Origin of the sequence: Rhizobium sp. HT1-10, assembly GCF_049472505.1 — a bacterium.
Classification (GTDB): Bacteria; Pseudomonadota; Alphaproteobacteria; order Rhizobiales; family Rhizobiaceae; genus Rhizobium.
Genome location: NZ_JBCEBQ010000001.1, coordinates 636046 through 662568, shown reverse-complemented (window position 1 = coordinate 662568; position 26523 = coordinate 636046). Strand labels below are relative to the sequence as shown.

Genomic DNA, 26523 nt, shown 5'->3' with positions numbered 1-26523 from the left:
ACGGCTCAGGTCGATAGGATCTGTGGCTGGTGGGCCTCTGCAGGGAGCGCCACGCCCTCGAGCGCTTTCAGAGCGGCCTGAACAAAGCCATGGCGCGTGGCGCCGATATCGATGCCGCGCGGCTCATAGACGTGCCGGTGCAGAAAGAAGCCGCTCAAACGAAAGGCAGCGGCAAGCCCTTCCGCATCGGCGGCCCGACCATTGCCGACGGCCAGAAAAGCCGGCAACGTCAGCATCTTGTCGGCCCAGGGCGCGCCCGCTGCGCGCGATACCGCCCTGCCCGACTTCGGCGATACATAGACCAAGTCCTCGCGCACACCAGTCGCCGCGCATTCGGCGAGATCGAGACCGAAGCCGAGATCGTTCAGCACGGCCAGTTCGAATCGGACGAACAACTCGCCGGCATCAATCGGCTCATGCAGGTTGTCGAGGATGACGTCGAGCGCATTGTAGAGATGCGGATGGGGATCGCGTTCCGGCAGCAGGCGCAGCAAGGACGCCATGGCCTGCACGCCATAGACGGCGGTTGCCGTTTCCATCAATCGCGCCGCCCTCAACCGCACGGGCTCGACGCGGAACTCGCCGAGATGTTCATCAAGACGCGCGCGCCAGGTGACTTCGACATGGTTTCCGGGCTGCAATACCGGCTGCATCGTGCGCGACCGCCCTGCCCTCACCAGGCCGAGACAGCGCCCGCGATCATGCGTCATCACCTCGGCAATGACACTCGTCTCGCCAAGCCGCTTCACTCCCAAAATAATGGCTTGGTCCTGCCACTGCATCCGGCACGTTCGTCCCTATGAGAACATGATATTAAAGGATGGTAGCCTGGCTGTCACGGCAGATCGCCTAGACCTTCTCGGGAAACATCTTCGCCAGAAACTGCAGCATGGCACGTTCGTCGAAGGGCTTCACCAGCAGCGGCGCATCCTGCAGATCGTCCGGGAATTCCTGCGTATCGGAATAGCCGCTGACGAAACCGAAGGGGATGTTACGCTCGACCAGCAGACGCGCGAAATTGAAGCTCATCGCCTCGCCTAGATTGACGTCGAGAAGCGCCAGATCATATTGACCCCTGTCGATCGCAGCCAGTGCCTCGTTGAGGTTGGCAGCAAGCTCGATCTTCTCGGAACCGATCTCGCGAAGAATTTCCTCCGCTTCCATCGCAATGATGAGATTGTCTTCCAGAATAAGGACGCGCTGTGGAATCATGGGCATCTTGCTTGCCAGAAGGACCGGCGGCAACCGCAGTCTGCCAGTAAGTTTATCATTTTTCTCTCCGGCGTCCCGCGCCGCAATGTCGTTTGAGGGCATGGATATGCCCCTTACTGTAGTCGCTTCGGGATACATTACCATAGCTTCGCAACTTCCCGTAATTTAACGACATGCAATCACTAGGCTTTTTTCAAAAGGTGGGCATTTAAAAAAGACATGCGATTTCATCTGGATGTCAAATGAATGGGCGCTTGCCCTCGCTTATTCCATTCCATTCAGCAAGATTGGCCAATCCCTGACCATCCAGCACATCGCAGCCGCGCTCCTGCCAGCGAATCAGTTTCCGCTCCGAAAGCTTCTTTAGGGTCTTGTTGGTATGGACGATCGAAAGGCCAAGCGTGTCGGCGATATGCTGCTGCGTCACGGGAATAACCGTCCGCGCGTCGAACAGCTCGATCGATCGTGCCCGCTGGTGAAGATAGGCGAGGAGATAGGCCGCGCGCTCCAGCGCCGAACGCCTGCCGATGCTCAGCAGATGCTCGTCGAGTATCCGCTCCTCCTGCGCCGCGATCCAGGTCAGATCGAAAGCGAGCGAGGCGTGCCGGTTATAGAGCGTCATCAGCTTGTCGCGCTCAAACACGCAGAGCGTCACCGGCGACAGCGCCTCGACCGAATGCTGCATCTCGCCCATGATGGTCCCCTGCAGACCAAGGAGATCGCCGGGCATCACATAGTTCAGGATTTGCCGCCGGCCATCCTCGAGGACCTTGTAGCGGAAGGCCCAGCCGGACAGGACGGTGAACAGGTGGGCACTGTGGGAGCCCTCGACGAGGATCGTCGCCCCTGCGTCGACTGCCAACTCTCCCCGCTTGAACTGCGAGACGAAATTCAGCTCTTCGCTATCGAACTCGCGAAAATGCGGTTTATCGCGGAGCGGACACAGCTCGCAAGGCGTTCTCGTTTCGTGAGTATTGGCAGTCTTGCTCATCGTTACCCTGCAGCTTGCAGCCAGGTCGTCAGGCGCCGATGTCAGGACGCCTAGACTTTCATCCCGGCTGGAAAAGTCACTTCGGAAAATCCAGTCCCATTTCGCGGAAGCGCGCAGGATCGTCGCCCCAGTTTTCCCGCACCTTGACGAACAGGAAGAGATGGACGGTCTGCTCGAGGATCTCGCCCAGTTCCTTGCGGGAAGCGCTGGAGATTGCCTTGATCGTCTCGCCGCCCTTGCCGAGCGCGATCTTCTTCTGGCTGTCTCGCTCGACGTAGATGACCTGCTCGATGCGAACCGATCCGTCCTTGCGCTCTTCCCATTTCTCCGTCTCCACATGCGAGGAATAGGGAAGCTCCTGGTGCAGGCGGAGGAACAGCTTTTCGCGGGTGATTTCGGCGGCCAGCTGGCGGATTGGCAGATCGGAGATCTGGTCTTCGGGATAGTACCAGGGACCTTCCGGCAAGGTTTTCGCCAGATAGTCCATCACGTGGTCACAGCCATGGCCCTTTTCGGCCGAGATCATGAAGGTCTCGGTGAAGGCAATCTTTTCGTTGGCGGTCTTGGCCAGGGCCAGCAGGTCTTCGTGGCGGACCTGGTCGATCTTGTTCAGCACGAGAATCTTCGGCTGGTAGACGTCCTTCAGACCCTCGAGGATGGCTTCGCCATCGCCGCGCAGGCCGCGTTCGCTGTCGATCAGCAGCATGATCAAATCGGCATCCTTGGCACCGCCCCAGGCTGATGTCACCATGGCGCGATCCAGCCGGCGGCGCGGCTTGAAGATGCCGGGCGTGTCCATGAAGACGATCTGCGTGCGGTCGTGGATGGCGATGCCGCGCACGATGGCGCGCGTCGTCTGAACCTTGTGGCTGACGATCGATACCTTCGCCCCGACGAAGCGGTTGACGAGGGTCGACTTGCCGGCGTTGGTCGGACCGATCAGGGCGACAAAGCCCGAGCGGGTCGGGCGTTCATCGGCTACGGGTGCGCCGTCAACGGCGCCTGTGTCTTCACTATCGGTCATGTTTTCCGTCATTTTCCGGCAGACGAACTCTGCCATACGCCTTCGCGCTCCAGCATCTTGGTCGCGGCCACCTGCTCGGCGGACCGCTTGGAGCGATCAGTTCCAGTCTCAGGCTTCGTCCCTGCCACTTCCACCGTCACCGTGAAGCGGGGATCATGATCCGGTCCGCTGCGGTCTTCAACCCGGTAAACCGGTGTCACGGCAAACTTGGCGTGGGCCCATTCCTGCAATTCCGTCTTGGCGTCCCGTCTGGAGCCATCGGCGCGAACGGCACGTCCTTGCCAATAGCGCAAAATGAACTTGCGCGCCACCTCCAGGCCACCTTCCAGATAGAGGGCGGCGATCAGGCTCTCGACGACGTCGGCGCGGACGTTGAGCATCCGCTTGCCGGTCAGCTTCTTGACGTCGGCACCGGTGCGAATGAAGAGATGGAGTTCGAGCTCGTCGGCGACCTCGGCACAGGTCTCGGCGCTGACCAGCTGGTTGAGGCGGACGGAGAGCTCGCCCTCGTCCGCCTTGCCGAATGTGCTGAACAATAGTTCCGCTATGCACAGCCCCAGGACCCGATCACCGAGGAACTCAAGCCGCTCGTAGTTGCCGCCCTTTTCAGACCGCGCGCTAGCATGGGTGAGCGCGCGATCCAGCCGTTCCTTCTCGGCGAATTCGTGGCCGATCGCAGCCTCAAGTCTGGCACGCTCGGCCGACGAAAGCGCCTGGACTTTGCTCATTGAACGACCTTGAAGATGCGGTTCCAGCGCATGTTGCTCGGCCACTTCCAGATCTCGCGGAACGACGTGTCGTTGCCGAGCGAGAAGAAGATGACGCTGGCGCGGCCGACGAGATTCTCGGCCGGCACGTAGCCGACGTCGAAGCGGCTATCCAGCGAGTTGTCGCGGTTGTCGCCCATCATGAAATAATGGCCTGGCGGAACGACGAATTCCTGCGTGTTGTCGCCACGGGAGTTCGGCGACTGGTCGAGGGTGTCGAAAGTCTTGCCGTTGTCGAAGGTCTCGCGGTAGACCGGGACGTCTTCGCCCGGATCGAGCTTGTAGTCCGAGGTGAAGCTGCCGTCGGGCGCGCGCGGCACGGCCTGTCCATTGATATAGAGGAGATCGTCCTTGACCTGGATATGATCGCCCGGCAAGCCGACCAAGCGCTTGATGTAGTCGACATCGGGATTGGGCGGGAAGCGGAAGACGACCACGTCGCCACGCTTCGGCTCGCTCGCAAAAATACGGCCGCTGAAGAGGTTCGGCGAGAACGGCAGCGAATACTTCGAATAGCCGTAGGCGAACTTATTGACGAAGATGTAGTCGCCAACCAGCAACGTGGGCATCATCGAACCCGACGGGATGGTGAAAGGCTGGAAAAGAACGGTCCGGATGACCATGGCCAGGACCAATGCCTGAACGATGACCTTGACGTTTTCCCAAAGGGCATTCGGCTGCTTTACGGCTTTCTCGGACACGAAGTCTTATTCCTTTTTTGCACCCCACCGGCGCAATTGACTGTCAGGCACTCTCTAGCCGCTTCCCATCACGGCGGCAATGCCACCTGCATGAAAAGCAACGGCGGCAAGGCTTCACGATGGCAGCGGCACCGCTTCCAGGATCACAAAGGCTTGAGCAAGGGGGAAATCGTCTGTGATGGTCAGGTGGATGACCGCCTGATGACCATCCGGCACCATCGTTGCCAGGCGCGCGGCAGCGCCGCCGGTCAACTGCATGGTGGGTTTGCCGCTCGGCAGATTGACGACGCCCATGTCGCGCCAGAACACGCCTTGGGCGAGCCCGGTCCCCAACGCCTTGGAGCAGGCCTCCTTGGCGGCAAAACGCTTGGCATAGGAGGCAGCTCTGTTCTTGCGAGCATCCGACTTCCGACGTTCGATCGGCGTGAAGCACCGCTCGGTGAAGCGGGTGCCAAATCGTTCGATGGATTTTTCGACGCGGCGGATGTCGATCAGGTCACTGCCAATACCGATGATCATGGATGATCTCCCAACAGACCGGTCGTCAGACGGTCGGTGCGTTCTGCGCCGCGAATGCCATGCGTTCACGCGCCCGTTCCATCAGCCTTGCCTTGCGACGACGCTGAAAGCCGCGCACGCCATAGAAGGTGATGCTGTAGACGATCAGCCCGGACAGGATTGCGGGAGGAATGGCGCCCAGAAGCATCGGCTCGAGCACGCCGCCCCAGAGTTGCCAGATGTCCAGATTGTGGAAGAGTGCCGGCAGGTCGATGGAGCCGCTCTGGTCACCGCTCTCGCGCCCGAGGATCAGATGCCCGATCTCCCAGGTGATCGCCCAGATAAATGGGTATGTGAAGGGATTGCCGGCCGCCAGACAGCCGAGGGTCGCAGCCAGGAGATTGCCGCCCACGAGGTAGGCAAGCACAAAGGCGATGACGATATGCACGCCGATCACAGGTGTCCATGACACGATAATGCCGGCCGTAAAGCCTGCGGCGATTGCATGCGGCGACGCTGTCAGGCGAACGATACGCCGCTGAAAATAGCGGATCGGTCTTGTGAAGCCCTTGCGGGGCCAGACCATGTCACGCAGTTTGTCGGCAAATTTTTGCGGTTTTCTTCGGCGAAATAACATTCGGCATATCTAGTGCAGTGATAGCCTTGATGACAAGAGCGACGCTACGCTTCTCATGCCGAATAGACCGATTGCATTCTCTACTCGCAAGCGGCGTTGCAATTGCACGCCGCCTTCCCCAATTCGATAGTCTAGACGCGATTAACGGTTGCGAAATGCACCGCGATCGACCTGACGCTGGCGATACTCAAGATCAAAACGGTCGTTAGAGCCGTTCAGGTATGCCATTTCGCGTTCTTCAACGCTAGGAACGCGGAGGGCACGAGCGAACTTCTTAAAAGGACCAAACATTGTCATTTCCTCATCTGGTTTGTTTCTTTCGATGAGGTGAATATAGGCTCTTCGGCCGTTAATGACCAACGCCCGATTACGAGTGCAGCCATGCAGTGAATGCATACATAGGCATTTACCTGCGACAAAATGACCAATAAACGATCAAAAAAGATGCAGACAATGCAATCGGCATCTTTTGTCGGGTTAATTATTCGTAAAGCCGCTTCACCGTGGCGATGCAATCGAGTTCCTTGACCTGTACCAGCATCTGGTTGAGCTGACGCAGGTCCCAGACCTCGACATCCAGCGCCATCTCCGTGAAATCGGCCGCAACGCGGACGGTGTTGAGCACGCGGATATTCACATCGATATCGGCGACGGTCTGCGAGATCTTGGCCAGACTACCCGGCTCGTTGAGCGCATTGATCAGGATACGGGCTGTGAAGCGCGACTTGTTGGCCTCGTCGAGGTCCCAGCGCACATCGATCCAGCGCTCGGGCTGGTCGTCGAAGCGCTGCAGCACCGGCGACTGGATCGGATAGATCGTGATCCCCCGGCCCTGCTCGAGAATACCGACAATGCGGTCGCCGGGAACAGCGCCGGTCGGGGCGAAATGAACCGCGACATCGGCAGCAAGACCCCGAATCGGAAGGGTCTCCAGATCGTCGACAGCAGCATTGGCAAGGTCCGGCTTGCTGAGGCCCGGGATCTTGAAGATCATGCCGGCGCCGCTGCGGACATTGAACCAGCCCTCGTCCCCTGCCGGCTTGACCGTCACGCGCTCGTCCTGGTGATCCGGATAGACGGCACGCAGCACATCCAGCGATGACATTTCACCACGCCCGACGGCGGCAATCGCGTCCTCGACGTCCTTCTGGCCCAGCCGGTGCAGCGCAGGCTTCAGCGCATCGCGGGTGAAGATCTTGCCGGCGCGCTCGAAGGTACGCTCGAGAATGCGGTGGCCGAGCCCGGCATATTGCTTGCGGATCGCCATGCGGGTCGCCCGGCGGATGGCAGCCCGTGCCTTGCCGGTAACGACGATCTCTTCCCAGGCGGCCGGCGGCACCTGGACGCCGGAGCGAATGATCTCGACTTCGTCGCCATTGGCAAGGCGGGTGACCAGCGGCATGATCCGGCCGTTGATCTTGGCGCCGACCGTGGTGTCGCCGATGTTGGTGTGCACGGCGTAGGCGAAATCGATGGGCGTGGCGCCGCGCGGCAGGGCGATGAGCTTTCCCTTCGGGGTGAAGCAGAACACCTGGTCCTGGAACAATTCGAGCTTGGTGTGCTCGAGGAACTCCTCGGGGCTGTCCCCTTCGGCCAGCGCCTCGATGGTGCGGCGGAGCCAGGAATAGGCATTGCTTTCCCGCGACAGAAGCTCGCCTTCGGCGGTGTTCTGGTCCTTGTAGAGCGAATGGGCGGCAATACCGTATTCGGCAATCTCATTCATACGGCGCGTGCGGATCTGCAATTCGATGCGCTGGCTGGACGGACCGACGATGGTTGTGTGCAGTGAGCGGTAGTCGTTCTGCTTCGGGGTCGAGATGTAATCCTTGAAGCGCCCCGGCACGACGCGCCAGCGGGTATGGACGATGCCGAGCGCGCGGTAGCAAGCCTGGATGTCATCGACGATGATGCGAAAGCCGTAGACATCCGACAGCTGCTCGAAAGACAGCGACTTCGACTGCATCTTGCGAAACACCGAGTAAGGCTTCTTCTGCCGGCCCTTGGCATAGGCGTTGGCGAGACCGTTGGCGACCAAGAGGTCGCGCAGTTCGGTCTCGATCTTTTTGACCAGCCCTTCGTTGCGCTGCGACAGCTCCTCGAGGCGTTTTGTGACAGTGTCGTGTGCCTCGGGGTTGATATGCCGGAACGAAAGCTCTTCCAGCTCTTCGCGCATGTCCTGCATACCCATGCGGCCGGCCAGCGGCGCATAGATATCCATCGTCTCTTCGGAGATGCGGGCCCGCTTTTCGGCCGGCATATGCTCGAGCGTGCGCATATTGTGCAGGCGATCGGCGAGCTTGACCAGAAGGACGCGCACATCGTCGGAGATGGCGAGCAGCAGTTTGCGGAGGTTTTCGGCCTGCTTGGCCTTTTTGGTGACGAGATCGAGTTTCTTGATCTTCGTCAGGCCTTCGACCAGCCGGCCGATGTCTTCGCCGAACAATTCGTCGATTTCGGCACGCGTCGCCGTCGTGTCCTCGATCGTGTCATGCAACAGCGCGACGGCAATCGTGGATTCGTCGAGATGCATGTCCGTCAGGATGGCGGCCACTTCGAGCGGATGCGAAATATAGGGGTCGCCGCTGGCACGCTTCTGCTGCCCATGCTTTTGCATCGCATAGACATAGGCTTTATTCAGCAAAGCTTCGTTGGCATCGGGCTTGTATTTCTGAACGCGCTCAACAAGCTCGTATTGCCGCATCATCCAACGCTACTCCGGTAAAAAGAAAAGCGCGCCAATCGGATGACTGGCGCACGGGCATTTCACCATCATATAGCTCCAACGCGGAGCATCAAGATTGACGATCAGTAATCGTCGCTCTTTTCCGGCGGCACAAGGCCTTCGATACCGGCCAGCAACTCTTCTTCCGACATCTGGTCGAATGTCACGGCTTCCGGCTTATCGTCGTCCTCGTCACCCGACGCCGCATTGGCAGCAACCAGGGTTGCAGGATCGGGTTCGGGCTCATCGACTTCAACATGCTTCTGCAGCGAGTGGATGAGGTCTTCCTTGAGGTCGTCGGGAGACAGCGTCTCGTCGGCGATTTCGCGCAGCGCAACGACGGGGTTCTTGTCATTGTCGCGGTCGATGGTGATTGCAGCCCCTTGCGAGACGAGCCGGGCGCGATGGCTGGCGAGCAAAACGAGCTCGAACCGGTTCTCTACCTTATCAATGCAATCTTCTACGGTGACACGGGCCATTGCCTGTCCTTTACGGTCGTGATGTCGTCGACATGTATGGAATTAAGATGCCCGATACAATCAAACGCTGGCAAATTCAAGTTTTTCCTCATCCTACGCCTCAGAACACCGTTAAGACGCCCTCCAACGCCCTAAGAATTTTTCAGTTCCACCGCAGGTTGCTTGGAATAAAGAAAATCGTGCCCTACATCTCGCTTATATGAACAATTCTTCAAGTAAGCTGTTTGTGCCATTGATTTCAACCTAAGGCACTGTAGTGATTGCCTTTTAGCGTTTTTCGTTTTGCAGCAATGGATTAGCGAGCCATGTTTGACCCACGCGAGAAAATTGCACTCTTCATTGACGGCGCGAATCTTTACGCCGCTTCCAAGAGCCTCGGATTCGATATCGACTACCGCAAGCTACTGAAAGCATTTCAGAAACGCGGCTATCTGCTGCGCGCCTATTACTACACCGCGCTGATCGAGGATCAGGAGTATTCATCGATCCGTCCGCTGATCGATTGGCTCGATTACAACGGCTACAAGGTCGTGACCAAGCCTGCCAAGGAATTTACCGATTCCATGGGCCGCCGAAAGATCAAGGGGAACATGGATATCGAGCTGGCCATCGACGCGATGGAACAGTCGGAGACCGTGGATCACATGGTTATCTTCTCCGGCGACGGCGACTTCACAACACTGGTCGAAGCTCTTCAACGTCGCGGCAGAAAAGTGTCCGTCATTTCGACGATGGCAACGCAGCCGCCGATGATCGCCGACGACCTGCGCCGGCAGGCGGACCACTTCATCGATCTGGTGTCGCTGAAAGCAGAGATCGGCAGGGACCCGTCCGAACGCATGGTGCGGCCGACCGAGACGGCAACTGCGGGCGAAACCGAAGAATAGCAGGAGCCGCTTGGGCGGACGCTGCCGTAGCTATTCGCCGATGGCCTCGAACCGGATCGGCTGTGCGCCGTTCCATAGAACGCGGCGTCCCATTTCCGCCAGTTGCTCGGCACCTTCGACCACGGTCAGGAAGTGATTGCCGGCAAGGCTGCCCATCTTGCTCGCGAATGACGAACTGCCATAGGCAAACAGCAGCTCGGTCTCGCTATGGCCGCCCGGGTAGAGCAGAATATCCCCGCGCGAGGGATGACATGTGTGGTTCTCGAAGCCAACGCCGAACTGGAAATCGCCAAGCGGCACCCAGACCGCCTCGCCGCTCCAGCGCGAATGGATCGTCTGGTTCTCGAACGGCAACAGCGCCTCGAACGCGCGGCAGGTCTCCGGCGCCTTCTCAAACTCCAGACGGGCGACGAAGACGAGGTCCCCGACCGTAATCCTGAGCTTTCGCATCAGCCGTTGTCCTTCAGGATACGGGTCTTCTGACGATTCCAGTCGCGCTCCTTCTCCGTCTGGCGCTTGTCGTGCAACTTCTTGCCCTTTGCCAGTGCCAGCTCGAGCTTGGCTCTGCCCTGATCGTTGAAATAGATCTTCAACGGAATGAGGGTCATGCCTTCGCGATTGATCCCGACCCGGAGCCTGTTGATCTCGCGCGCGGTCAGCAGCAGCTTGCGGCGGCGACGCGGTTCGTGATTGAAGCGATTGGCCTGTAGATATTCCGGCAGATAGGAATTGATCAGCCAGATCTCGCCGCCTTCGTCCGAGGCGTAGGAATCGGCAATGTTGGCCTTGCCATCGCGCAACGCCTTGACCTCGGTCCCCATCAGCATGATGCCTGCCTCATAGGTATCGAGGATCTCGTAGTTGTAGCGGGCCTTGCGGTTGTCCGCGACCACCTTCTTGACGACGCGTTGGCTGCCTTTGGGTGCCATGATCTGTTATTCCGTCCCTCGTGACAGCGGCATCATTTATGGCACGTAGAAAGCACGCGCCGCTGCATTGTTAAGGGCCCTAGATAGGGGAGTATGACCGGAATGTGAAGACGCGACTGCACACAGACAGGCCTTCGCGTCCTCGATGGGTCAGTTCAGCAGTCCGGCGTGGCGCATCGCGGCGTCGATCGCTGCTTCCGTCGCCGGCTCAAGCGTCGGCAGAAGCGGCGAGCGGACGTTGCGGCTCATCCGCTCGAGCCGCGACAGGCCGTACTTGGCGCCGCAGAGACCCGGCTCCATGAAGATGGCCTTGTGCAACGGCATCAGCCGATCCTGTATTGCCAGGGCAGAGGTGTAATCGCCAGCAAGGGTCGCCTTTTGCAGGGCGGCGCAAAGACGCGGCGCAACATTCGCGGTCACCGAGATGCAGCCGATGCCGCCATGGGCATTGAAGCCAAGCGCCGTCGCGTCTTCGCCAGAGAGCTGCTGGAATTCCGGCCCGCAGGTGATGCGCTGCTCGGAAACCCGCTCGATCTTGCCCGTCGCATCCTTGACGCCGACGATATTTCCATAGGCCTTGGCCAGCGCGCCCATAGTCTCAGGGCTCATGTCGACAACCGAGCGGCCAGGAATGTTGTAGATGTATATCGGCAGCTTGATGGCTTCGGCAATCGCCGAAAAATGCGCGTAAAGGCCCTTCTGGGTCGGCTTGTTGTAGTAGGGCGTGACGACCAGCACCGCGGCGGCGCCAACCTTTTCGGCGTGCTGGGCAAGCTCGATCGCTTCACGCGTGTTGTTGGAGCCGGCGCCAGCCATGACCGGGACCCGCTTGCCGGCGACTTCGATACAGAGTTCGACGACGCGCTTGTGCTCGGCATGCGAGAGGGTTGGCGATTCGCCTGTTGTGCCGACCGGCACGAGCCCGCTGCTGCCCTCGATGATCTGCCATTCGACGTGGGATGTAAAGGAAGCTTCGTCGACAGCGCCCGTATCAGTGAAGGGCGTAACGAGAGCGGGAATGGATCCCCTGAACATGCAAGTCTCCTCAAGGCCTTGCACTTCACGCTTCGGCCGTATTCCATGGTTATATGTGCTGGCACCATAAAGCGGGCATTTGACGGCGACAAGCGCGGTTTATGGCTTCTTTGCAAATTCCAAAATCATATTTGATTGACAAATGCCGCCTAAAGTAAGGTTTCGTTAAGCAGCGTCTCGGCAAGTGTATGGGGACATGAATTCTCGCGTGGATAACCGGATGAAGAAAACTGTCCTGGTCCTCTCAATTGCCGGCATCATAGCCGCCTGGGGCAGCTTTGCGTCTGAACTGCCGCTGATTGGCGCGCCGCTACCGAGCGGCCGACCGGCCGACGATCTCGCGATGGCGATGCCCAGCGATCCGGTGACAACGGGCGCGATCCCTCGCACTTCAAACCTTGCCCCCGCGAGCGCCGACCTCAAGGCTGGCCTCGATGCGCTGTCGAACAAAAAACCTCTGGAAGCTCTGGCGGTCCGCAACGGCATGGCACGCGGCACGCTTGACCGTCACATTCTGACCTGGGCGATCGTAACATCTGGCCAGACGGGAGTGCCGTCTGCCGAAATTGCCGCGGCCTCCCAGGAACTGGCGGGCTGGCCGGGGCTTGCCAACCTTCGCGGCTTCTCCGAGCGGGCCCTCTATCGGGAAGATCCGCCGGCGGCCCAGGTTCTAGCTGCCTTCGGTGAAACCGCACCCGAAACGCCGGAGGGCGCGTTCGTGCTGTCCAAGGCACTGGTCGCCGACGGCAAGCCGGCGCAGGCTGCAGCGTATGTCCGCAAGGTCTGGCGCAGCCAGATGCTGGACAAGACGCTGGAAGACAAGTTTCTCACCGCTTTCGGCGGTCTGCTCAGTCCTGGCGATCATAAAGCGCGCATGGATCTCCTGCTCTACCGAAGCAAGACGGCGGACGCCAAGCGCTTTGGCGAACTCGGCAAGGCACAGTCGCTCTACAACGCGTGGGCTGCGGTTAACAACCGCAGTGCCAATGCAGCGACCTTGCTTGCCACCCTATCGCCGCAGTGGAAGAACGATCCGGCCTATCTTTTCATGCGCGTGGAATATGAAAGACGTCAGGAAAACTACGACAAGGCTGCCGGGCTTCTGGCACTGATGCCGCGCGACCGAAGCGCGCTTGTCGATCCCGGCCAATGGTGGGACGAGCAGCGAATCATCAGCCGCGGCCTGGTCGATCAGGGCGACTATAAGGACGCCTATCGCATAGCCGCCGCCAATGTCGCCGTCAGCCCGGTGGATGTCGGCGAAGCGGAATTTCATGCCGGTTGGTACGCTCTTCGCGGGCTCAAGGATCCGGCGACGGCCGCCGTCCACTTCCGCAAGATCCTGCAGGTTTCAAACGGGCCGATTTCCGTGTCGCGCGCCTGGTACTGGCTCGGCCGTGCGGCGGATGCCGGCGGCCCCGGCAAGGCCAGCGAATTCTATGCAAAAGCGGCCGCTCTGCCGAGCACCTTCTATGGGCAAATTGCCGCCGAAAAGCTTGGACGACGCACGCTCGACGTGACCTATCCAAACCCGACGGCCGAGGACAAGCAGCGCTTCCAGTCGCGCGAAGCCGTGCTTGCCATCGCCAGACTGGAGGCGGCCGGCAATGGCTGGCGGGCGGAAAGCCTCTACCGTGCCCTGGCTTTGCAACTGCAGAGCCCCGGCGAGATCGCCATCCTCGCGGCGCGGGCAGAGAGAACCGGCAATCACCAGCTCTCGCTGCAGGTCGGCAAGATCGCCTATGGGCGCGGTATCGACGTGGCCGCCCTCGCCTTCCCGATTGGTGTCATTCCCGACAACGCCAATATCGCCGGTTCGGGCAAGGCACTCGCCTATGCCATCGCCCGCCAGGAGAGCGCGTTCAATCCCAGCGCCGTATCGTCCGCCAATGCGCGAGGGCTGCTGCAATTGCTACCGAAGACGGCCAAGGCAGTGGCCGGTCGCCATGGCCTCGTCTACTCCGCCGACCGACTGACCCAGGATGCCGGTTACAACGCCACGCTCGGTGCCCACTACCTCGGCGAACAGATCGACACCTTCGGCGGCTCCTACATCCTGACTTTCATTGCCTACAATGCCGGCCCGAAGAAGGTGCCCGAATGGATCAGCCGCTACGGCGATCCACGCGGCAAATCCATTGATGAGGTCGTCGACTGGATTGAACGCATTCCCTTCCCGGAAACACGCAATTACGTGCAGAGGGTGATGGAAAATTATCAGGTCTACAAGGCTCGTCTCGGACAGAAGACCGATATCGAGCAGGACCTCATTCACGGCCGCGGTTGAACCTGCGGATACCGAATCACCAGCGATCCGAATAACTGCCGCAAGCACTCTGAGCAACGGCATCGCTTGCTCCGCGTGACGCGCGGCTCGCATCCCTTGGATGCGGATGAGGTTAGCTTTCTCAAGATATTGATGTTGAACGCAAAATGGCCCGGCTGGGATACCGGGCCATCTCGTTGATCGGAGGTCAGATCAAAGTCGTCTTAGAATACGCGCTGGAAGCGGATGATACCGGACCAGGTGTCCTTGTTGACGCTGTCGTAGTTCACGTAGGTGACTTCCGGCTCGATGAGCAGGTTCTTCACCGGGTTGAACTTCAGGTTACCGGTCGCAGCAAAGGTCTTCTTGTCGTCATAAGCGAGCTGGAGGTTGGCCTTCAGCTTGTCGTTGATCTGCTGGCCAACGCCACCCCAGACAGCCCAGTCGCCCCAGCCGATACCAGCACCGCCGGCGCCAGCATACTTGTTGAGCTTGTTGCCGTCTGTGTTGTAGCCGCCCATCAAGAAGGCAGTGAAGCCGCCGAACTTGGCGTCGAGACGAGCCTTGACAGCGCCTTCTTCGACGATCGAGTCATAACCGCCAACAACGCGGAAGTTGAAAGCGCCGGCCTTGTAGCCGAGGCCGAGGACGCCGTCCGGAGCGTAATGATCCGAGCTGTTCTCGCCGTTGGCGCCAGCTGCCGCACCGTTGTTGCTGTCTTCGAGCGAAGCAACAGCCGTGAAGCCGGTGCCGGAGTCGTAGCTGTAGGTCAGCTGGTTCAGTTCGTCGGTGCCGTTGATGCCGTATTCAATGATGTCGTCGTTGATGACGTCGCCGGCGTAGCCCATCCATGCGGAGTAAACCGAGTCAGCCTTACCAATCAGGAAGCCGCCGAGGCTGATGTTGGCCCAGAGGAGCTTGTTGGTGTTGGTGCCTTCAGCCGATTCGAAGCGGAAAACTGCGTTGGTCTTGAGGGCGCCGTATTCCGTGTCGCTTGCCGTGTCCATGGACAGTTCAGCGCGGGTCTTCCAGTAAGTGCCGCGAGCAGCAGCGTCCTGGCCAGCCTTGTAGGCATTGTACCAGCTGACGTCAGAACGAACGCGGCCACCGATCTTGAGGCAGGTTTCCGTGCCCGGGATGTAGAAATAGCCAGCGCCGTATGCATCGCAGATGCGAACATATTCCAGCGGTTCAGGTTCAGCTGCAACGATAGCGTCGGCGGCCTGTGCACCAGATACCACCGAGAAGGCAGCAGCCGATCCGAGAAGAAGGCTCTTAATGTTCATTTCGATAGCTCCAATCAAAAGAAGACTGGGCATGAGACGTCGCGCCGTGAAACGGCGGGCCCTACCCCATCCCCTGTAATGTGACCCCCCCTTGGGGAGAACCGAAGCGCTTCAGCTCCGGCTCTGAGCGGAACATACCGATTGAATATAACAATGAAATATCAATGTGTAACGGATGCCCTTTGTGACATCGGATTGGATTATTGCGTTGCACAAAGATCACGTCACAAAACCGTGATCTCGCTGTCATATTCCCACACGCCATAGCTGCGCCGCATGCCATCGACTTCTTGCCCGGCGCATGGCGTCCAAATGCAAAAAAAGCCCGGCTCGAAAGCCGGGCTTCTACCAACCGACCGAAGTCGGAATGGATTAGAACGTGCGCTGGAAGCGAAGGATACCAGAGAAGGTATCGTCGTCGACAGCAGCGTTGTCGTACTTGACGTAGGTGATTTCTGGCTGGATCTTGAAGCCCTTGGCAACGAAGACGTTGAGGTTCGTCGTAGCTTCGAACGTCTTGCTGTCAGCGTACGAAACCTGAGTGTTCCACTCGAGCTTGTCGTTGAACTTAACGGTCGTGCCACCCCAGACCTGCCAGTCGCCGGTCGACTGACCGCTAGCATCGCCGTTGGCGTAACGGTTGATCTTGTCGCCATCGGTGTTCCACTGGCCGAGCAAGAAGGCCGAGAACGTGCCGAAGTCCATGTCGAGGCGAGCCTTGACAGCACCTTCTTCGACAACCGAGTCGTAACCGCCGACGACCTTCAGGCCGAATGCGCCGGTCTTGTAGCCGAGGCCGGCTACGAAGTCAGGCGTGTAGTGGTCGGACTCATCACGACCCGTGTTCGGATCGATTGCGCCTGCGCCAGACTGGCTGTCTTCAACCGACAGAACGCCAGTGAAGCCATTGCCGCCGTCGTAAACGTAGGACAGCTGGTTCAGTTCGTAAGGTCCGTCGCCGATGATATCGTCGTTGATGACGTTACCAGCGTAGCCGATCCACTGATTGTACTGCGAGTCGGTCTTACCGATGATGAAGCCACCGAGGCTGATCGTAGCGAACAGAACCTTGGAGTCGTTGACACCTTCAGTCGAGTCGAAACGGTAAACCATGTTGGTCTTCAGCGGACCGTATTCGGTGTCCGTTGCAGTGTCGACGTTGAGTTCTGCACGGGTGTGCCACTCGGTGCCGCGCTTGAAGCGGTCGGCAACAGCGTAGGGGTTGTGCCACTGAGCTTCGGTACGAACCATGCCGCCGATCTTCAGGCAAGTTTCCGTGCCTGGGATGTAGAAGTAGCCAGCGCCGTATGCATCGCAGATGCGGACGTATTCAAGCGGCTCAGGCTCAGCAGCTACGATAGCGTCTGCAGCGTGAGCACCGGATACTGCTGCGAGGGCAGCAGCGGAGCCGAGAAGTAGGCTCTTGATGTTCATAGTTGACCTCCAGTTCAAAGTTTCAATTGGGTCTGGGATTTTTAACCCGTAGGCATTCCCTGCCCCATCCCCATGTTTCGAGAAGTGGACGATCACGCCCTCGCTTCCGTTGTTGAAAATACTCGACGGGCGCCGTCACGCAATCGACATCTTGCCGGAAGGGGGTATTGGGGCGACCCTTCCCCAATTCATGTTGCCGAAAGGACACAAACCCGCCACCCGACCGGCACTTTCTTTAGGGTTTATTAAGAAAAAGCCATATCTTGCCGGGACTTAGGTGGTGCAGCATGCCCTCACCCACCCATGCAAGTGCCGCGTTTAGCCCCGAATACAGGGAAAACTTCGCCGCATGTGCGGCAAAAACGGGGCTGACTGCACCATTCGCAGATGTGGCTTCAAAGGATTCGGGAGGCTTGCTTTCGCTTATCCGGCCGTCGAATCGGCATGACGACGCTTTCTTGTGGCTGATTCTGCGTTCGCCATCGGATGTTGAGTCGTCACCGGAGCGAAATCGATGACAAGGAATCGCCGGCGGCTGCACAGCGAGCAGGTGTTGCTGTTGCAATATGGTGGGGTGGACCGAATGCTCACGAGTGCAGGCCGGCCACCTGTGGCATTTCGGGACAGGTCGGAGAGACATGCCGGGTAAGCACGTATGAATTGCGCAGCCACTTGAGCCCATGTGGCGCTATCGCGAGGCCCGTCATGTTTCTAAGAGACGCTCATTGACCGTAATCCTTCAATGGACGGCCGTTGCGGTCAACCGCCAAGACGCTAGTCACGAACCCTATGGTCGCGAAGGTCGCTGCTAAGATGCGCAGCCGCCGATATCGTGCGGCCTTCAAGAAAGGGAGGTGCCGGCCAAGGATTGTTAGGGGGGTCACGCTTGGAGCGAAACGACAACTCCAAGGCCAGCATGCTTATTGTTGCACAGGCTAATTAATTATCAATTCACAAAATGTTTGCTGCGCCGCGATCAGCGAGGTTGTCTGTTTGAGACCAGCCTTTGGCGGGCTCTTGGAAAGTAATGGCTGCTGGCCTGTCGCCGCGTGCGCCCGAGGGACCATTTGTCTATCTGCTGGTTTCATACGCTCTAGGCAAAGCGCATGTTGGGTGACTGGAGAAACTCAGGAGATCGTAAGATAGGGCAAGGATGCGTCCTGCCTTATGCGAAGGAAGCGCACTCTAGTGCGTGAGTTGGTCAGAAGATTGATGACTTTGAAATTGATGGCGGAGAGGAAGGGATTCGAACCCTCGATACGCTTTTGACGTATACTCCCTTAGCAGGGGAGCGCCTTCGGCCACTCGGCCACCTCTCCGAGGCCGTGACTATTTGGCATGGGGCCTAAAGGCAAGGTTTTTTTTCCAATGCCGTCAGAAAAGTGTCGCGTAGCGGATCAGTACGGGGTTTGTCCTACTCCCTGTCCTCGCCCCGCGTCGTTTGCGCTCGCTGGTGCGGATGCCAGGTCAGTAGCCTCTCGGGGAATCCTGCGCCAGGTCGGGCTGTGAATCATAGCGGCGGCGCAGGCGCTGGAGCGCGGAGGAAAACTCGGTCACGTCGGCGCCGACCGCCACGAAGCTGGCACCGAGGTCCAGGTAGCGGCGGTTCAATATTTCGTTGAACGTCAGGATGCCGGCCGGTTTTCCCGCCTTTACGATGGTCGCAATTGCCGTCTCTATAGCAGCCTGGACTTCGTCCGCCTCGAGGTTTCCGGCGAATCCCATGTCGGCGGCAAGATCGGCCGGGCCGATGAAAATGCCGTCAACGCCTTCAACCGAGGCGATTCTCTCGAGATCGGCAAGAGCCGCACGGGTTTCGGCCTGGACCAGCAGGCAGATATCCTCACCGGCGTCGGCGACATAGCCGGGAATGGTATTGAAGCGAGACGCGCGGGCAATGCCGGCGCCCATGCCGCGGATACCTCCTGGCGGATAGCGCACCGCACGCACCAGTGCCTCGGCCTGTTCGGCCGAGTCGACCATCGGCACGAGCAGCGTGCGGGCGCCGATATCCAGGAACTGCTTGATCATCCAGCTTTCGCCGACCGGCAAGCGCACGACAGGCTCCGAAAGCGAGCCTTGCAGGGCCTGCAGTTGCGCGAGGATACTGCGCAGGTCGTTCGGTCCATGCTCACCGTCAATTACCAGCCAGTCGAAGCCGGCATGCCCGGCGACTTCCGCGGCATAGGCATCGGCCATCGCCAGCCAGAGGCCGATCTGCGGGCGACCTTCGCGGAGCGCAATCTTGAATCCGTTCGGCGGCAGGCTCATCATTTACACCAGCAAGGTCTTGAGATCGGCGCCGGCGTCGGCCAGCCGTTCGCGGTCCGGGGTGATGCCGGCGTCGATCAGCTTCTTAGCGGTGACATAGGCACGGGCATCGTTGATGGCATCGACGGCGATCAGCCTGCCAGCCTTGAAATACCAGACCGACGCTGAACCCTCACGGGTACCGTGGCGCAACACCGTCTCGTCATAGCCTCTGTTGAAGCCGGCGATCTGCAGCTTGACGTCGTATTGGTCGGACCAGAACCAGGGCTTCGGCACGTAGGGCTCGCTGCCGCCGGCGATGATGGCTGCGGCAGCCTCCGCCTGGTCGACGGCATTCTGTACCGATTCGAGGCGCACAAGCTCACCTTCCAAAGGCAGTGCGGCACAGTCGCCGACAGCATAGATGTTCGGATCAGAGGTGCGAACGTAATCGTCGACGACAATGCCGTTAGCGACCGCAAGACCCGCTTCTTTGGCGAGACGGTCGACCGGAGCGACACCGATCCCGACCACGACAAAATCAACTTCGACCGTGGAGCCATCCGAAAGCTCGGCTGCGACCACGCGGCCATCCTTGCCGACCAGGCGCTTCAGGCCGGTCTTCTCGCGGATCACCACGTCGTGGTCCTGATGGATCACGCGCATGATGTCAGCCGTTTCCTTGGCGGCGACCCGCTGGAGAATGCGATCGGCCATCTCGATCAGCGAGACTTCCAGGCCACGATGGCGGGCAACGGCAGCCGCTTCGAGGCCGATGTAACCGCCGCCTATTATAAGGACACGGCGGCCGGCCCGCATCTCGGCGGACAACAGGTCGGCGTCACGCTTGTCGCGGGCAACGTAGACGCCTTCGAGATCACCACCGATGGCGGGCGGCAGCCGACGCGGCATGGCGCCGGTGGCCAGCACCAGCGTTTCGTAGTCCAGCGCCGTGCCGTCCTGCATGACGACTTGTTTTTTGTCGCGGTGGATCTGTTCGGCCCAGGTCGAGAGGCGGACGTCGATATCGTTCTCCGCGTACCAGCCCTCGTGGCGGAACATCAGCCGATCGAAGCTCATCTCGCCCAGCAGGTACTTCTTCGTCAGCGGCGGGCGCTGGTAAGGCAGCGATTCCTCCGCGCCGACCAAAGTGATCGGCCGCGTATCCTTGAGCGCCCTCAGCTTGGCGGCAACCGCAAAACCGGCTTGCCCTGCCCCGACGATCACCAATCTTCCCGTCACACAATCTCTCCGGATCTTTTCAAAGCGTGCAGCTTCCGCGACACCGCATCTTCAGGCGAAGGCGTACCGCCTTGCCCGGAAAGCGTCAACCGCGCTTGCCTCCGCCGGCCATAGCCGCTCCCGCCATTCGACCAAACCGAATGGCCGCAACGGGCAGCCAGCGGCGCGCGGCGCATTTCGCTACAGGGATAAATTTGGAATATCTGGACCGCGTTTCAAGGTCACCAGACTGCCGGCTATATGGCAAGTATTCAAACCTCCCGACATTGGGCAAGGAATTCAGACGCTTAAAAAGCCGGTAGCGAAAGACGCACTGCGGGTTTATGGTGACAAATGGAATATCTGTTTCAAAATGAGCTGACGCTGGGGCATGCTGCATGAGTGAGGACGCCACAATAACCGCCCGCGTGCCACGCGACTTCGAGAGCCTGCGCAGCACGATCATCGAGCGCAAGGCAACCATGCCGAAGCGGCTGGCCCAAGTGGCCGTCTTTGCCCTCAACAATCCCGACGAGATCGCCTTCGGCACGACCGCCAGCATCGCCACGGCCTCGGATGTGCAGCCCTCGACGCTGGTCCGCCTCGCGCGCCATCTCGGCTATGAGGGCTTTTCCGACCTGCAGAGCATTTTCCGGGAACGGCTGCGCGACCGCACGCTGACCTACGAAGAACGGCTGATCTCGCTGGAGGAGACGCGCGTCGAGGACGAGAATGCCGCGATCCTCTCCGGCTTCATCTCGGCCGCCAACCAGTCGATCAACCGGCTGGCAGCGACCATCCAGACCGATGCCTTCGCCAGATCCGTCGAAATCCTGGCGAAAGCCGAGACCATTTATCTGATCGCCAAGCGTCGTTCCTATCCGTTGACGGCGCACATGACCTATGCGTTCTCGAAGCTGAACATCCGCCACCAGATCGTCGCGTCGCCCAACGGCGTCGATTCGGAACTCGTGCAGTTCGCCACGCCGCGCGATGCGGCCATTGCTGCCAGCTTTTCGCCCTATGCTGCCGAGAGCCTGGCGCAGAGCCAGTTGCTGGTCGATCGGGGCGTGCCGCTGATCGCCATCACCGATTCGGCCTTTTCGCCGCTTGCCGCCGGCGCCACCCACTGGTTCGAGGTGGCGGAAGCGGATTTTGCCGGGTTTCGATCTCTATCCGCCTCGATGGCGCTGATCATGGCCTTTCCGGTTGCCATCGCCGAGCAGCGCCGGAAATGGGCGATGGTTCGGTCGGCAAAACAGAAAATGGAATAAATATTCCGAATTGACAAAATTGCGGAACCGATGTTTCATTATCGGCGCAACGCCTCGGCAACGGGAGATGCCGGCGTAAATCTTGACGGAGGACTTCATGGTCAACTTGAACAACGGCGCCCAGCCGGAGCCGACGCTTGACGTCATTACCATCGGCCGTTCCTCTGTCGACCTCTATGGCCAGCAGATCGGCTCTCGGCTGGAAGACATTACCTCCTTTGCGAAATCGGTGGGCGGCTGCCCGGCCAACATCGCCATCGGCACGGCCAGGCTCGGGCTGAAATCGGGCCTCATCACCCGCGTCGGCGACGAGCAGATGGGCCGCTTCATCCGCGAGCAATCGGGGCGCGAAGGCGTGGCCACGGATGGTATCGTCACCGACAAGCAGAGGCTGACGGCCCTGGTGCTGCTGGCAGTCGAGGCCGAAGGCGTGTCGCCGATGATCTTCTACCGCTCTGACTGCGCCGACATGGCGCTGACGGAGGAGGATGTCGATGAGTCCTTCATTCTCTCCTCGCGCGCGGTGCTGGTGTCGGGCACGCATTTTTCACAGCCGAACACCGAAGCCGCCCAGCGCAAGGCGATCCGCATTGCCAAGGCCAACGGCCGCAAGGTCATCTTCGATATCGATTACCGTCCGAACCTCTGGGGCCTTGCCGGTCACGCCGAGGGTTTCGAGCGTTATGTCAAGTCCGACCGGGTGACTGCCAAGATGCAGCAGACCCTGCCAGACTGCGACCTGATCGTTGGCACCGAGGAAGAGATCCTCATTGCCTCCGGCGCCGACGACGTGCTCGGCGCGTTGAAGAGCATCCGGCAGCTGACGGCTGCCACGATCGTGCTCAAACGCGGTGCGATGGGGTGCATCGTCTATGACGGCGCAATTTGGGACGACCTGGAGGCCGGTGTCGTCGGCGACGGATTTCCGATCGAGGTCTTCAACGTTCTCGGTGCCGGCGATGCCTTCATGTCCGGTTTCCTGCGCGGCTGGTTGAAGGACGAGAGCCTGAAGACCTGCGCCACCTGGGCCAATGCCTGCGGCGCCTTCGCGGTCTCGCGTCTGCTCTGCTCGCCGGAATATCCGACCTGGGCGGAACTCGATAGCTTCCTGACCCAGGGTAGCGAGCAGCGCGCCCTGCGCAAGGACGAGGCTCTCAATCATATCCATTGGGCGACGACGCGGCGCGGCGAGATCCCGCTGCTGATGGCGCTCGCCATCGACCACCGTTCGCAGCTGGTCAGCGTCGCCGATGAACTCGGTGTCCCCTATGAGCGGATCAACGCCTTCAAGCGCCTGGCCGTCTCGGCGGCAGCAAGGGTGGCCGATGGACGCCGCGGCTACGGCATGCTGATCGACGAGCGCTTCGGCCGCGATGCTTTCTTCGATGCCGCCACCAAGAATTTTTCGTGGATCGGCCGGCCGGTGGAATTGCCGGGCTCGAAGCCGCTGCGCTTCGAGTTCAGCCAGGATATCGGCTCGCAGCTCGTCGAGTGGCCGATCGACCATTGCATCAAATGCCTTTGCTTCTATCATCCGGACGATCCGGCTGACCTGAAGACGGAGCAGCAGGAGAAACTTCGCACGCTATTCGAGGCGGCGCGCAAGATCGGCCGCGAATTGCTGGTGGAGATCATCGCCGGCAAGAACGGACCGCTCGACGACACGACGATCTCGACGGCAATGCAGGAACTCTACGATCTCGGCATCAAGCCGGACTGGTGGAAGCTGGAGCCGCAGGCTTCGACCGCCGCCTGGCGCAATATCGAGGCTGTGGTGACCGACAACGATCCGCTTTGCCGTGGTATCGTGCTTCTGGGACTGGAGGCGCCGGCCGAGGAGCTGCTGAAAGGCTTCGAGGCGACGCTGGCAGCGCCATCGGTGAAGGGCTTTGCTGTGGGAAGGACGATCTTTGCGGACGCCGCGCGCAGCTGGCTTGCCGGAGATATCGACGACGAGGCGGCGATTGCCGACATGGCCGGCCGTTTCCGGCATCTGACCGAGGCCTGGCTGAAGACACGCGGCCTGTAAGAAAAAAGAAAACTGGGAGGCGCCCGATGGGCAAGACGATCCGATTGACGATGGCGCAGGCCGTCGCACAGTTTCTCACCAAGCAAATGACGGTGATCGACGGCAAGAAGGTCCCCATCTTCGGCGGTGTCTGGGCGATCTTCGGCCATGGCAACGTGGCCGGCATGGGAGAAGCGCTCTACCAGATCCGCGAACAACTACCCGTCTACCGCGCCCACAACGAGCAGGGCATGGCGCATGCCGCCATCGCCTATGCCAAGACCAGCGTCCGCCAGCGCTTCATGGCCTGCACGACGTCGATCGGCCCCGGCGCGCTCAACATGGTGACGGCGGCTGGCGTCGCGCATGTCAACCGCATCCCGGTGCTGTTCCTGCCGGGCGACGTCTTCGCCAACCGCGCCCCGGACCCGGTGCTGCAGCAGATCGAGGATTTCGGCGACGGCACGGTGTCGGCCAACGACGCCTTCCGCCCGGTATCGCGCTATTTCGACCGAATCACCCGGCCGGAGCAGATCATTTCGGCGTTGAAGCGCGCCATGCAGGTGCTGACCGACCCGCTCGATTGCGGACCGGTGACGCTGTCGCTCTGCCAGGATGTCCAGGCGGAGGCTTTCGACTATCCGGAGAGCTTTTTCCAGGAACACGTCTGGACGCAGCGTCGCCCGCAGCCGGATGCCGATGAACTGGCCGATGCCATTGCGCTGATCCGCAAGGCGGAACGACCCATTATCATCGCCGGTGGCGGCGTGCTTTATTCCCGGGCAACGGCGGAGCTGGAGGCTTTCGCCGAAACGCACGGGATTCCCGTCGTTGTCACCCAGGCCGGCAAGTCGGCCATCGACGAGACCCATCCGCTCTCGCTCGGCTCAGTCGGCGTGACCGGCACCTCCGCCGCTAATGCGCTTGCCGAGGATGCGGACCTGATCCTTGCCGTCGGCACCCGCTGCCAGGATTTCACCACCGGCTCCTGGGCGCTATTTAAGAACGACAGGCTTTCCATCGTCGGCCTGAACATCGCCGCCTACGACGCTGCCAAGCATGAAGCCCATACGCTGGTCGCCGACGCACGCGAAGGGCTGAAGGCACTTTCGTCGGGGTTGTCGGGCTGGAAGGCGCCGGCTGCACTTGCCGAGAGAGCCGCGCACGAAAAGAAGACCTGGATGGAGGGTGCCGAAAGGGCGATGGCGACCACCAATGCGGTCCTGCCCTCCGACGCGCAGGTCATCGGCGCGGTCAGCCGGACGCTTGGCGGAGAGAACAGCATCGTCGTCTGCGCCGCCGGCGGTCTGCCCGGCGAGTTGCACAAGCTCTGGCCGGCGACGGTGCCCGGCAGCTACCATATGGAATACGGCTTCTCCTGCATGGGCTACGAGCTTGCCGGCGGCCTCGGCGCCAAGCTTGCGCGCCCGGACAAGAACGTCGTCGTCATGGTCGGCGACGGGTCCTACATGATGCTGAACTCGGAGATCGCGACCTCAGTCATGCTCGGCATGAAGCTGACCGTCATCCTGCTCGACAACCGCGGCTACGGCTGCATCAACCGCCTGCAGATGGCCACCGGTGGCGCCAACTTCAACAACCTCTTGAAGGACTCCTATCACGAGGTGATGCCGGAGATCGATTTCCGCGCGCATGCGGAGAGCATGGGCGCCGTTGCCGTCAAGGTCGGCTCCATCGCCGAACTCGAACAGGCAATCGAAGCGTCTCGTACGAACGACAGGACCTCCGTCATCGTCATCGACACCGACCCGCTGATCACCACGCAGGAAGGCGGTCACTGGTGGGAGGTGGCTGTTCCCGAAGTAAGCCCGCGCCGGCAGGTCAACGAGGCACACAGCAACTATATCGCCAAGCGCGCGGATCAGCGCATCGCCTGACGGTGTGCCACCGGTCCTTGCAGGAGGGCCGGCGCGCTGCGGGCCAAAAACATTGAGGAGAGTATGATGAAGGCCAAACTCGGCATGTCCCCCATCGCCTGGTGGAACGACGACCTCCCTGACCTCAGCGACGACGTTTCGCTGGAGGAGTGCCTGAGGCAGTCGGGCAGCGCTGGCTTTACCGGCATGGAAAAAGGGCGCCGCTTCCCGGACGACCCTGCCGTGATGCTGCCCATCCTCAAGGCCGCCGATGTGACCCTGTGCGGCGGCTGGTTCTCGGGCACCCTCGTCGATGAGGAGCTTTCGGCCAACAAGGACCGGATTGCGCCGATGATCGAGCTGTTCAAGGCCGTCGATGCGCCCTGCATCGTCTACGGCGAAGTCGGCCGCTCCATCCAGGGCGACCGGTCGAAGCCGCTGGCTACCAAGCCACGCCTGTCCGACGACGAGATGAAGGCCTATGCCGGCCGCGTCACGGAGTTCGGGGAATGGTGCGCCGAGCAGGGCATGCCGCTCTCCTACCACCACCACATGGCGGCCGTGGTCGAGACCGAGGCCGAGCTCGACGCCTTCATGCGCCATTCCGGCGAAGGCATCCCGCTTCTGCTCGACGCCGGCCATCTTGCCTTTGCCGGCGGCGACGTGCTGCGCGCCATCGACAATCACCATGGTCGCATCAACCATGTCCACGTCAAGGATATCCGCAAGGCGGTCGTGGACGGGCTCGACCGCAGCCGGCAGTCCTTTCTCGACGCGGTGGCGCTCGGGGCCTTCACCGTGCCGGGCGACGGCTCACTCGATTTCGGCGCCATCGTCCAGCGACTGGCGGACCATGGCTATGAAGGCTGGTTCGTCGTCGAGGCGGAACAGGATCCGCGCAAGGCACCGCCGCAGCGGATGGCCGAGATCGGCCATGCCGAACTGATGCGGGTGATGACCGCATCGGGCTATACGGTCGAGACGCAGGGCTTTCCGAAGGGCTGAAACGCCCGACCGCCGTTCGC

Annotated in this window: 24 protein-coding genes and 1 tRNA gene; 6 read left to right on the top strand and 19 right to left on the bottom strand. The window is 60.5% G+C overall.

Annotation, left to right across the window (positions count from 1 at the left end; genetic code table 11):
- Window positions 1–5 precede the first annotated feature (5 nt).
- The 11 genes from recO to rpoZ form a co-directional block, all read right to left on the bottom strand.
- Window positions 6–782 carry a DNA repair protein RecO gene (gene recO, locus VH564_RS03270; protein WP_423338374.1) on the bottom strand — a complete coding sequence of 259 codons (777 nt, stop codon included), beginning with the start codon at window positions 780–782 and terminating at the stop codon, window positions 6–8.
- Window positions 783–849: 67 nt separating this feature from the next.
- Window positions 850–1212, bottom strand: coding sequence for a response regulator (locus tag VH564_RS03265; protein ID WP_423338731.1), 363 nt, complete (start codon window positions 1210–1212; stop codon window positions 850–852).
- 238 nt (window positions 1213–1450) lie between these two features.
- Window positions 1451–2203 carry a Crp/Fnr family transcriptional regulator gene (locus tag VH564_RS03260; protein WP_423338373.1) on the bottom strand — a complete coding sequence of 251 codons (753 nt, stop codon included), beginning with the start codon at window positions 2201–2203 and terminating at the stop codon, window positions 1451–1453.
- 76 nt (window positions 2204–2279) lie between these two features.
- Window positions 2280–3227, bottom strand: a complete 948-nt coding sequence (gene era / locus VH564_RS03255; protein WP_423338372.1) for a GTPase Era — start codon at window positions 3225–3227, stop codon at window positions 2280–2282.
- Window positions 3228–3235: 8 nt separating this feature from the next.
- Entirely contained in the window at window positions 3236–3955 is a 720-nt protein-coding gene (rnc, locus tag VH564_RS03250) for a ribonuclease III (RefSeq protein WP_423338371.1), read from the bottom strand.
- The gene (gene lepB, locus VH564_RS03245; protein ID WP_423338370.1) at window positions 3952–4695 is read right to left on the bottom strand and encodes a signal peptidase I; all 744 of its coding nucleotides are present in this window, start codon (window positions 4693–4695) and stop codon (window positions 3952–3954) included. Before lepB ends, rnc begins: the two co-directional genes overlap by 4 nt.
- Window positions 4696–4809: 114 nt before the next feature.
- Window positions 4810–5214 (bottom strand): holo-ACP synthase, encoded by a 405-nt coding sequence (gene acpS / locus VH564_RS03240; protein ID WP_423338369.1) that lies wholly within the window; start codon window positions 5212–5214, stop codon window positions 4810–4812.
- Between the two features lie 25 nt (window positions 5215–5239).
- Entirely contained in the window at window positions 5240–5830 is a 591-nt protein-coding gene (locus tag VH564_RS03235) for a DUF2062 domain-containing protein (RefSeq protein WP_423338368.1), read from the bottom strand.
- A 141-nt stretch (window positions 5831–5971) separates the two neighbouring features.
- Complete coding sequence (locus tag VH564_RS03230) at window positions 5972–6121, bottom strand: DUF3563 family protein (protein ID WP_111220403.1); 150 nt, start codon at window positions 6119–6121, stop codon at window positions 5972–5974.
- A 190-nt stretch (window positions 6122–6311) separates the two neighbouring features.
- Window positions 6312–8534 carry a RelA/SpoT family protein gene (locus tag VH564_RS03225; RefSeq protein WP_423338367.1) on the bottom strand — a complete coding sequence of 741 codons (2223 nt, stop codon included), beginning with the start codon at window positions 8532–8534 and terminating at the stop codon, window positions 6312–6314.
- A gap of 101 nt (window positions 8535–8635) precedes the next feature.
- The gene (rpoZ, locus tag VH564_RS03220) at window positions 8636–9031 is read right to left on the bottom strand and encodes a DNA-directed RNA polymerase subunit omega (protein WP_423338366.1); all 396 of its coding nucleotides are present in this window, start codon (window positions 9029–9031) and stop codon (window positions 8636–8638) included.
- A 305-nt stretch (window positions 9032–9336) separates the two neighbouring features.
- Here rpoZ and VH564_RS03215 point away from each other — a divergent pair, with 305 nt between their 5' ends.
- Window positions 9337–9918: an NYN domain-containing protein gene (locus tag VH564_RS03215; RefSeq protein ID WP_423338365.1), complete on the top strand. Its 582-nt coding sequence runs from the start codon at window positions 9337–9339 to the stop codon at window positions 9916–9918.
- Window positions 9919–9948: 30 nt separating this feature from the next.
- Here VH564_RS03215 and VH564_RS03210 read toward each other — a convergent pair whose 3' ends face one another.
- The 3 genes from VH564_RS03210 to dapA all read right to left on the bottom strand — a co-directional run bounded on the left by VH564_RS03210 (window position 9949) and on the right by dapA (window position 11882).
- Window positions 9949–10368: a DUF3830 family protein gene (locus VH564_RS03210; RefSeq protein ID WP_423338364.1), complete on the bottom strand. Its 420-nt coding sequence runs from the start codon at window positions 10366–10368 to the stop codon at window positions 9949–9951.
- Window positions 10368–10847 (bottom strand): SsrA-binding protein SmpB, encoded by a 480-nt coding sequence (gene smpB / locus VH564_RS03205; RefSeq protein WP_111220398.1) that lies wholly within the window; start codon window positions 10845–10847, stop codon window positions 10368–10370. Before smpB ends, VH564_RS03210 begins: the two co-directional genes overlap by 1 nt.
- A gap of 150 nt (window positions 10848–10997) precedes the next feature.
- Window positions 10998–11882, bottom strand: coding sequence for a 4-hydroxy-tetrahydrodipicolinate synthase (gene dapA, locus VH564_RS03200; protein WP_423338363.1), 885 nt, complete (start codon window positions 11880–11882; stop codon window positions 10998–11000).
- Window positions 11883–12225: 343 nt separating this feature from the next.
- Here dapA and VH564_RS03195 point away from each other — a divergent pair, with 343 nt between their 5' ends.
- Entirely contained in the window at window positions 12226–14169 is a 1944-nt protein-coding gene (locus tag VH564_RS03195; RefSeq protein WP_423338730.1) for a lytic transglycosylase domain-containing protein, read from the top strand.
- Between the two features lie 203 nt (window positions 14170–14372).
- Here VH564_RS03195 and VH564_RS03190 read toward each other — a convergent pair whose 3' ends face one another.
- From VH564_RS03190 to VH564_RS03170, 5 genes are all read right to left on the bottom strand, one after another.
- Window positions 14373–15434, bottom strand: coding sequence for a porin (locus VH564_RS03190; protein WP_423338362.1), 1062 nt, complete (start codon window positions 15432–15434; stop codon window positions 14373–14375).
- Window positions 15435–15806: 372 nt separating this feature from the next.
- Window positions 15807–16868: a porin gene (locus tag VH564_RS03185; RefSeq protein ID WP_423338361.1), complete on the bottom strand. Its 1062-nt coding sequence runs from the start codon at window positions 16866–16868 to the stop codon at window positions 15807–15809.
- A 1228-nt stretch (window positions 16869–18096) separates the two neighbouring features.
- A tRNA-Ser gene (locus VH564_RS03180) sits at window positions 18097–18187 on the bottom strand.
- A gap of 148 nt (window positions 18188–18335) precedes the next feature.
- Complete coding sequence (locus VH564_RS03175; RefSeq protein ID WP_423338360.1) at window positions 18336–19139, bottom strand: aldolase/citrate lyase family protein; 804 nt, start codon at window positions 19137–19139, stop codon at window positions 18336–18338.
- A gap of 3 nt (window positions 19140–19142) precedes the next feature.
- Window positions 19143–20360 carry an NAD(P)/FAD-dependent oxidoreductase gene (locus VH564_RS03170; RefSeq protein WP_423338359.1) on the bottom strand — a complete coding sequence of 406 codons (1218 nt, stop codon included), beginning with the start codon at window positions 20358–20360 and terminating at the stop codon, window positions 19143–19145.
- A gap of 377 nt (window positions 20361–20737) precedes the next feature.
- Between VH564_RS03170 and VH564_RS03165 the strand changes: the two genes are divergently transcribed.
- The 4 genes from VH564_RS03165 (at window position 20738) to iolE (ending at window position 26503) form a co-directional block, all read left to right on the top strand.
- Window positions 20738–21613 carry a MurR/RpiR family transcriptional regulator gene (locus tag VH564_RS03165; protein ID WP_423338358.1) on the top strand — a complete coding sequence of 292 codons (876 nt, stop codon included), beginning with the start codon at window positions 20738–20740 and terminating at the stop codon, window positions 21611–21613.
- Window positions 21614–21710: 97 nt separating this feature from the next.
- Window positions 21711–23642, top strand: a complete 1932-nt coding sequence (locus tag VH564_RS03160; protein ID WP_423338357.1) for a bifunctional 5-dehydro-2-deoxygluconokinase/5-dehydro-2-deoxyphosphogluconate aldolase — start codon at window positions 21711–21713, stop codon at window positions 23640–23642.
- Window positions 23643–23668: 26 nt separating this feature from the next.
- Window positions 23669–25519 carry a 3D-(3,5/4)-trihydroxycyclohexane-1,2-dione acylhydrolase (decyclizing) gene (iolD, locus tag VH564_RS03155; RefSeq protein ID WP_423338356.1) on the top strand — a complete coding sequence of 617 codons (1851 nt, stop codon included), beginning with the start codon at window positions 23669–23671 and terminating at the stop codon, window positions 25517–25519.
- A gap of 66 nt (window positions 25520–25585) precedes the next feature.
- Window positions 25586–26503: a myo-inosose-2 dehydratase gene (gene iolE, locus VH564_RS03150; protein ID WP_423338355.1), complete on the top strand. Its 918-nt coding sequence runs from the start codon at window positions 25586–25588 to the stop codon at window positions 26501–26503.
- Window positions 26504–26523: the final 20 nt, after the last annotated feature.

Coding starts and splice junctions, on each gene's coding strand:
- VH564_RS03190 (WP_423338362.1), bottom strand. CDS start 15,434: ATGAACATTAAGAGCCTTCTTCTCGGATCGGCTGCTGCCTTCTCGGTG.
- VH564_RS03215 (WP_423338365.1), top strand. CDS start 9,337: ATGTTTGACCCACGCGAGAAAATTGCACTCTTCATTGACGGCGCGAAT.
- dapA (WP_423338363.1), bottom strand. CDS start 11,882: ATGTTCAGGGGATCCATTCCCGCTCTCGTTACGCCCTTCACTGATACG.
- VH564_RS03225 (WP_423338367.1), bottom strand. CDS start 8,534: ATGATGCGGCAATACGAGCTTGTTGAGCGCGTTCAGAAATACAAGCCC.
- iolD (WP_423338356.1), top strand. CDS start 23,669: ATGGGCAAGACGATCCGATTGACGATGGCGCAGGCCGTCGCACAGTTT.
- recO (WP_423338374.1), bottom strand. CDS start 782: ATGCAGTGGCAGGACCAAGCCATTATTTTGGGAGTGAAGCGGCTTGGC.
- rnc (WP_423338371.1), bottom strand. CDS start 3,955: ATGAGCAAAGTCCAGGCGCTTTCGTCGGCCGAGCGTGCCAGACTTGAG.
- VH564_RS03165 (WP_423338358.1), top strand. CDS start 20,738: ATGAGTGAGGACGCCACAATAACCGCCCGCGTGCCACGCGACTTCGAG.
- era (WP_423338372.1), bottom strand. CDS start 3,227: ATGACCGATAGTGAAGACACAGGCGCCGTTGACGGCGCACCCGTAGCC.
- VH564_RS03195 (WP_423338730.1), top strand. CDS start 12,226: ATGGCGATGCCCAGCGATCCGGTGACAACGGGCGCGATCCCTCGCACT.
- VH564_RS03210 (WP_423338364.1), bottom strand. CDS start 10,368: ATGCGAAAGCTCAGGATTACGGTCGGGGACCTCGTCTTCGTCGCCCGT.
- VH564_RS03265 (WP_423338731.1), bottom strand. CDS start 1,212: ATGATTCCACAGCGCGTCCTTATTCTGGAAGACAATCTCATCATTGCG.
- VH564_RS03160 (WP_423338357.1), top strand. CDS start 21,711: ATGGTCAACTTGAACAACGGCGCCCAGCCGGAGCCGACGCTTGACGTC.
- VH564_RS03230 (WP_111220403.1), bottom strand. CDS start 6,121: ATGTTTGGTCCTTTTAAGAAGTTCGCTCGTGCCCTCCGCGTTCCTAGC.
- smpB (WP_111220398.1), bottom strand. CDS start 10,847: ATGGCACCCAAAGGCAGCCAACGCGTCGTCAAGAAGGTGGTCGCGGAC.
- rpoZ (WP_423338366.1), bottom strand. CDS start 9,031: ATGGCCCGTGTCACCGTAGAAGATTGCATTGATAAGGTAGAGAACCGG.
- VH564_RS03185 (WP_423338361.1), bottom strand. CDS start 16,868: ATGAACATCAAGAGCCTACTTCTCGGCTCCGCTGCTGCCCTCGCAGCA.
- acpS (WP_423338369.1), bottom strand. CDS start 5,214: ATGATCATCGGTATTGGCAGTGACCTGATCGACATCCGCCGCGTCGAA.
- VH564_RS03175 (WP_423338360.1), bottom strand. CDS start 19,139: ATGAGCCTGCCGCCGAACGGATTCAAGATTGCGCTCCGCGAAGGTCGC.
- iolE (WP_423338355.1), top strand. CDS start 25,586: ATGAAGGCCAAACTCGGCATGTCCCCCATCGCCTGGTGGAACGACGAC.
- VH564_RS03260 (WP_423338373.1), bottom strand. CDS start 2,203: ATGAGCAAGACTGCCAATACTCACGAAACGAGAACGCCTTGCGAGCTG.
- VH564_RS03235 (WP_423338368.1), bottom strand. CDS start 5,830: ATGTTATTTCGCCGAAGAAAACCGCAAAAATTTGCCGACAAACTGCGT.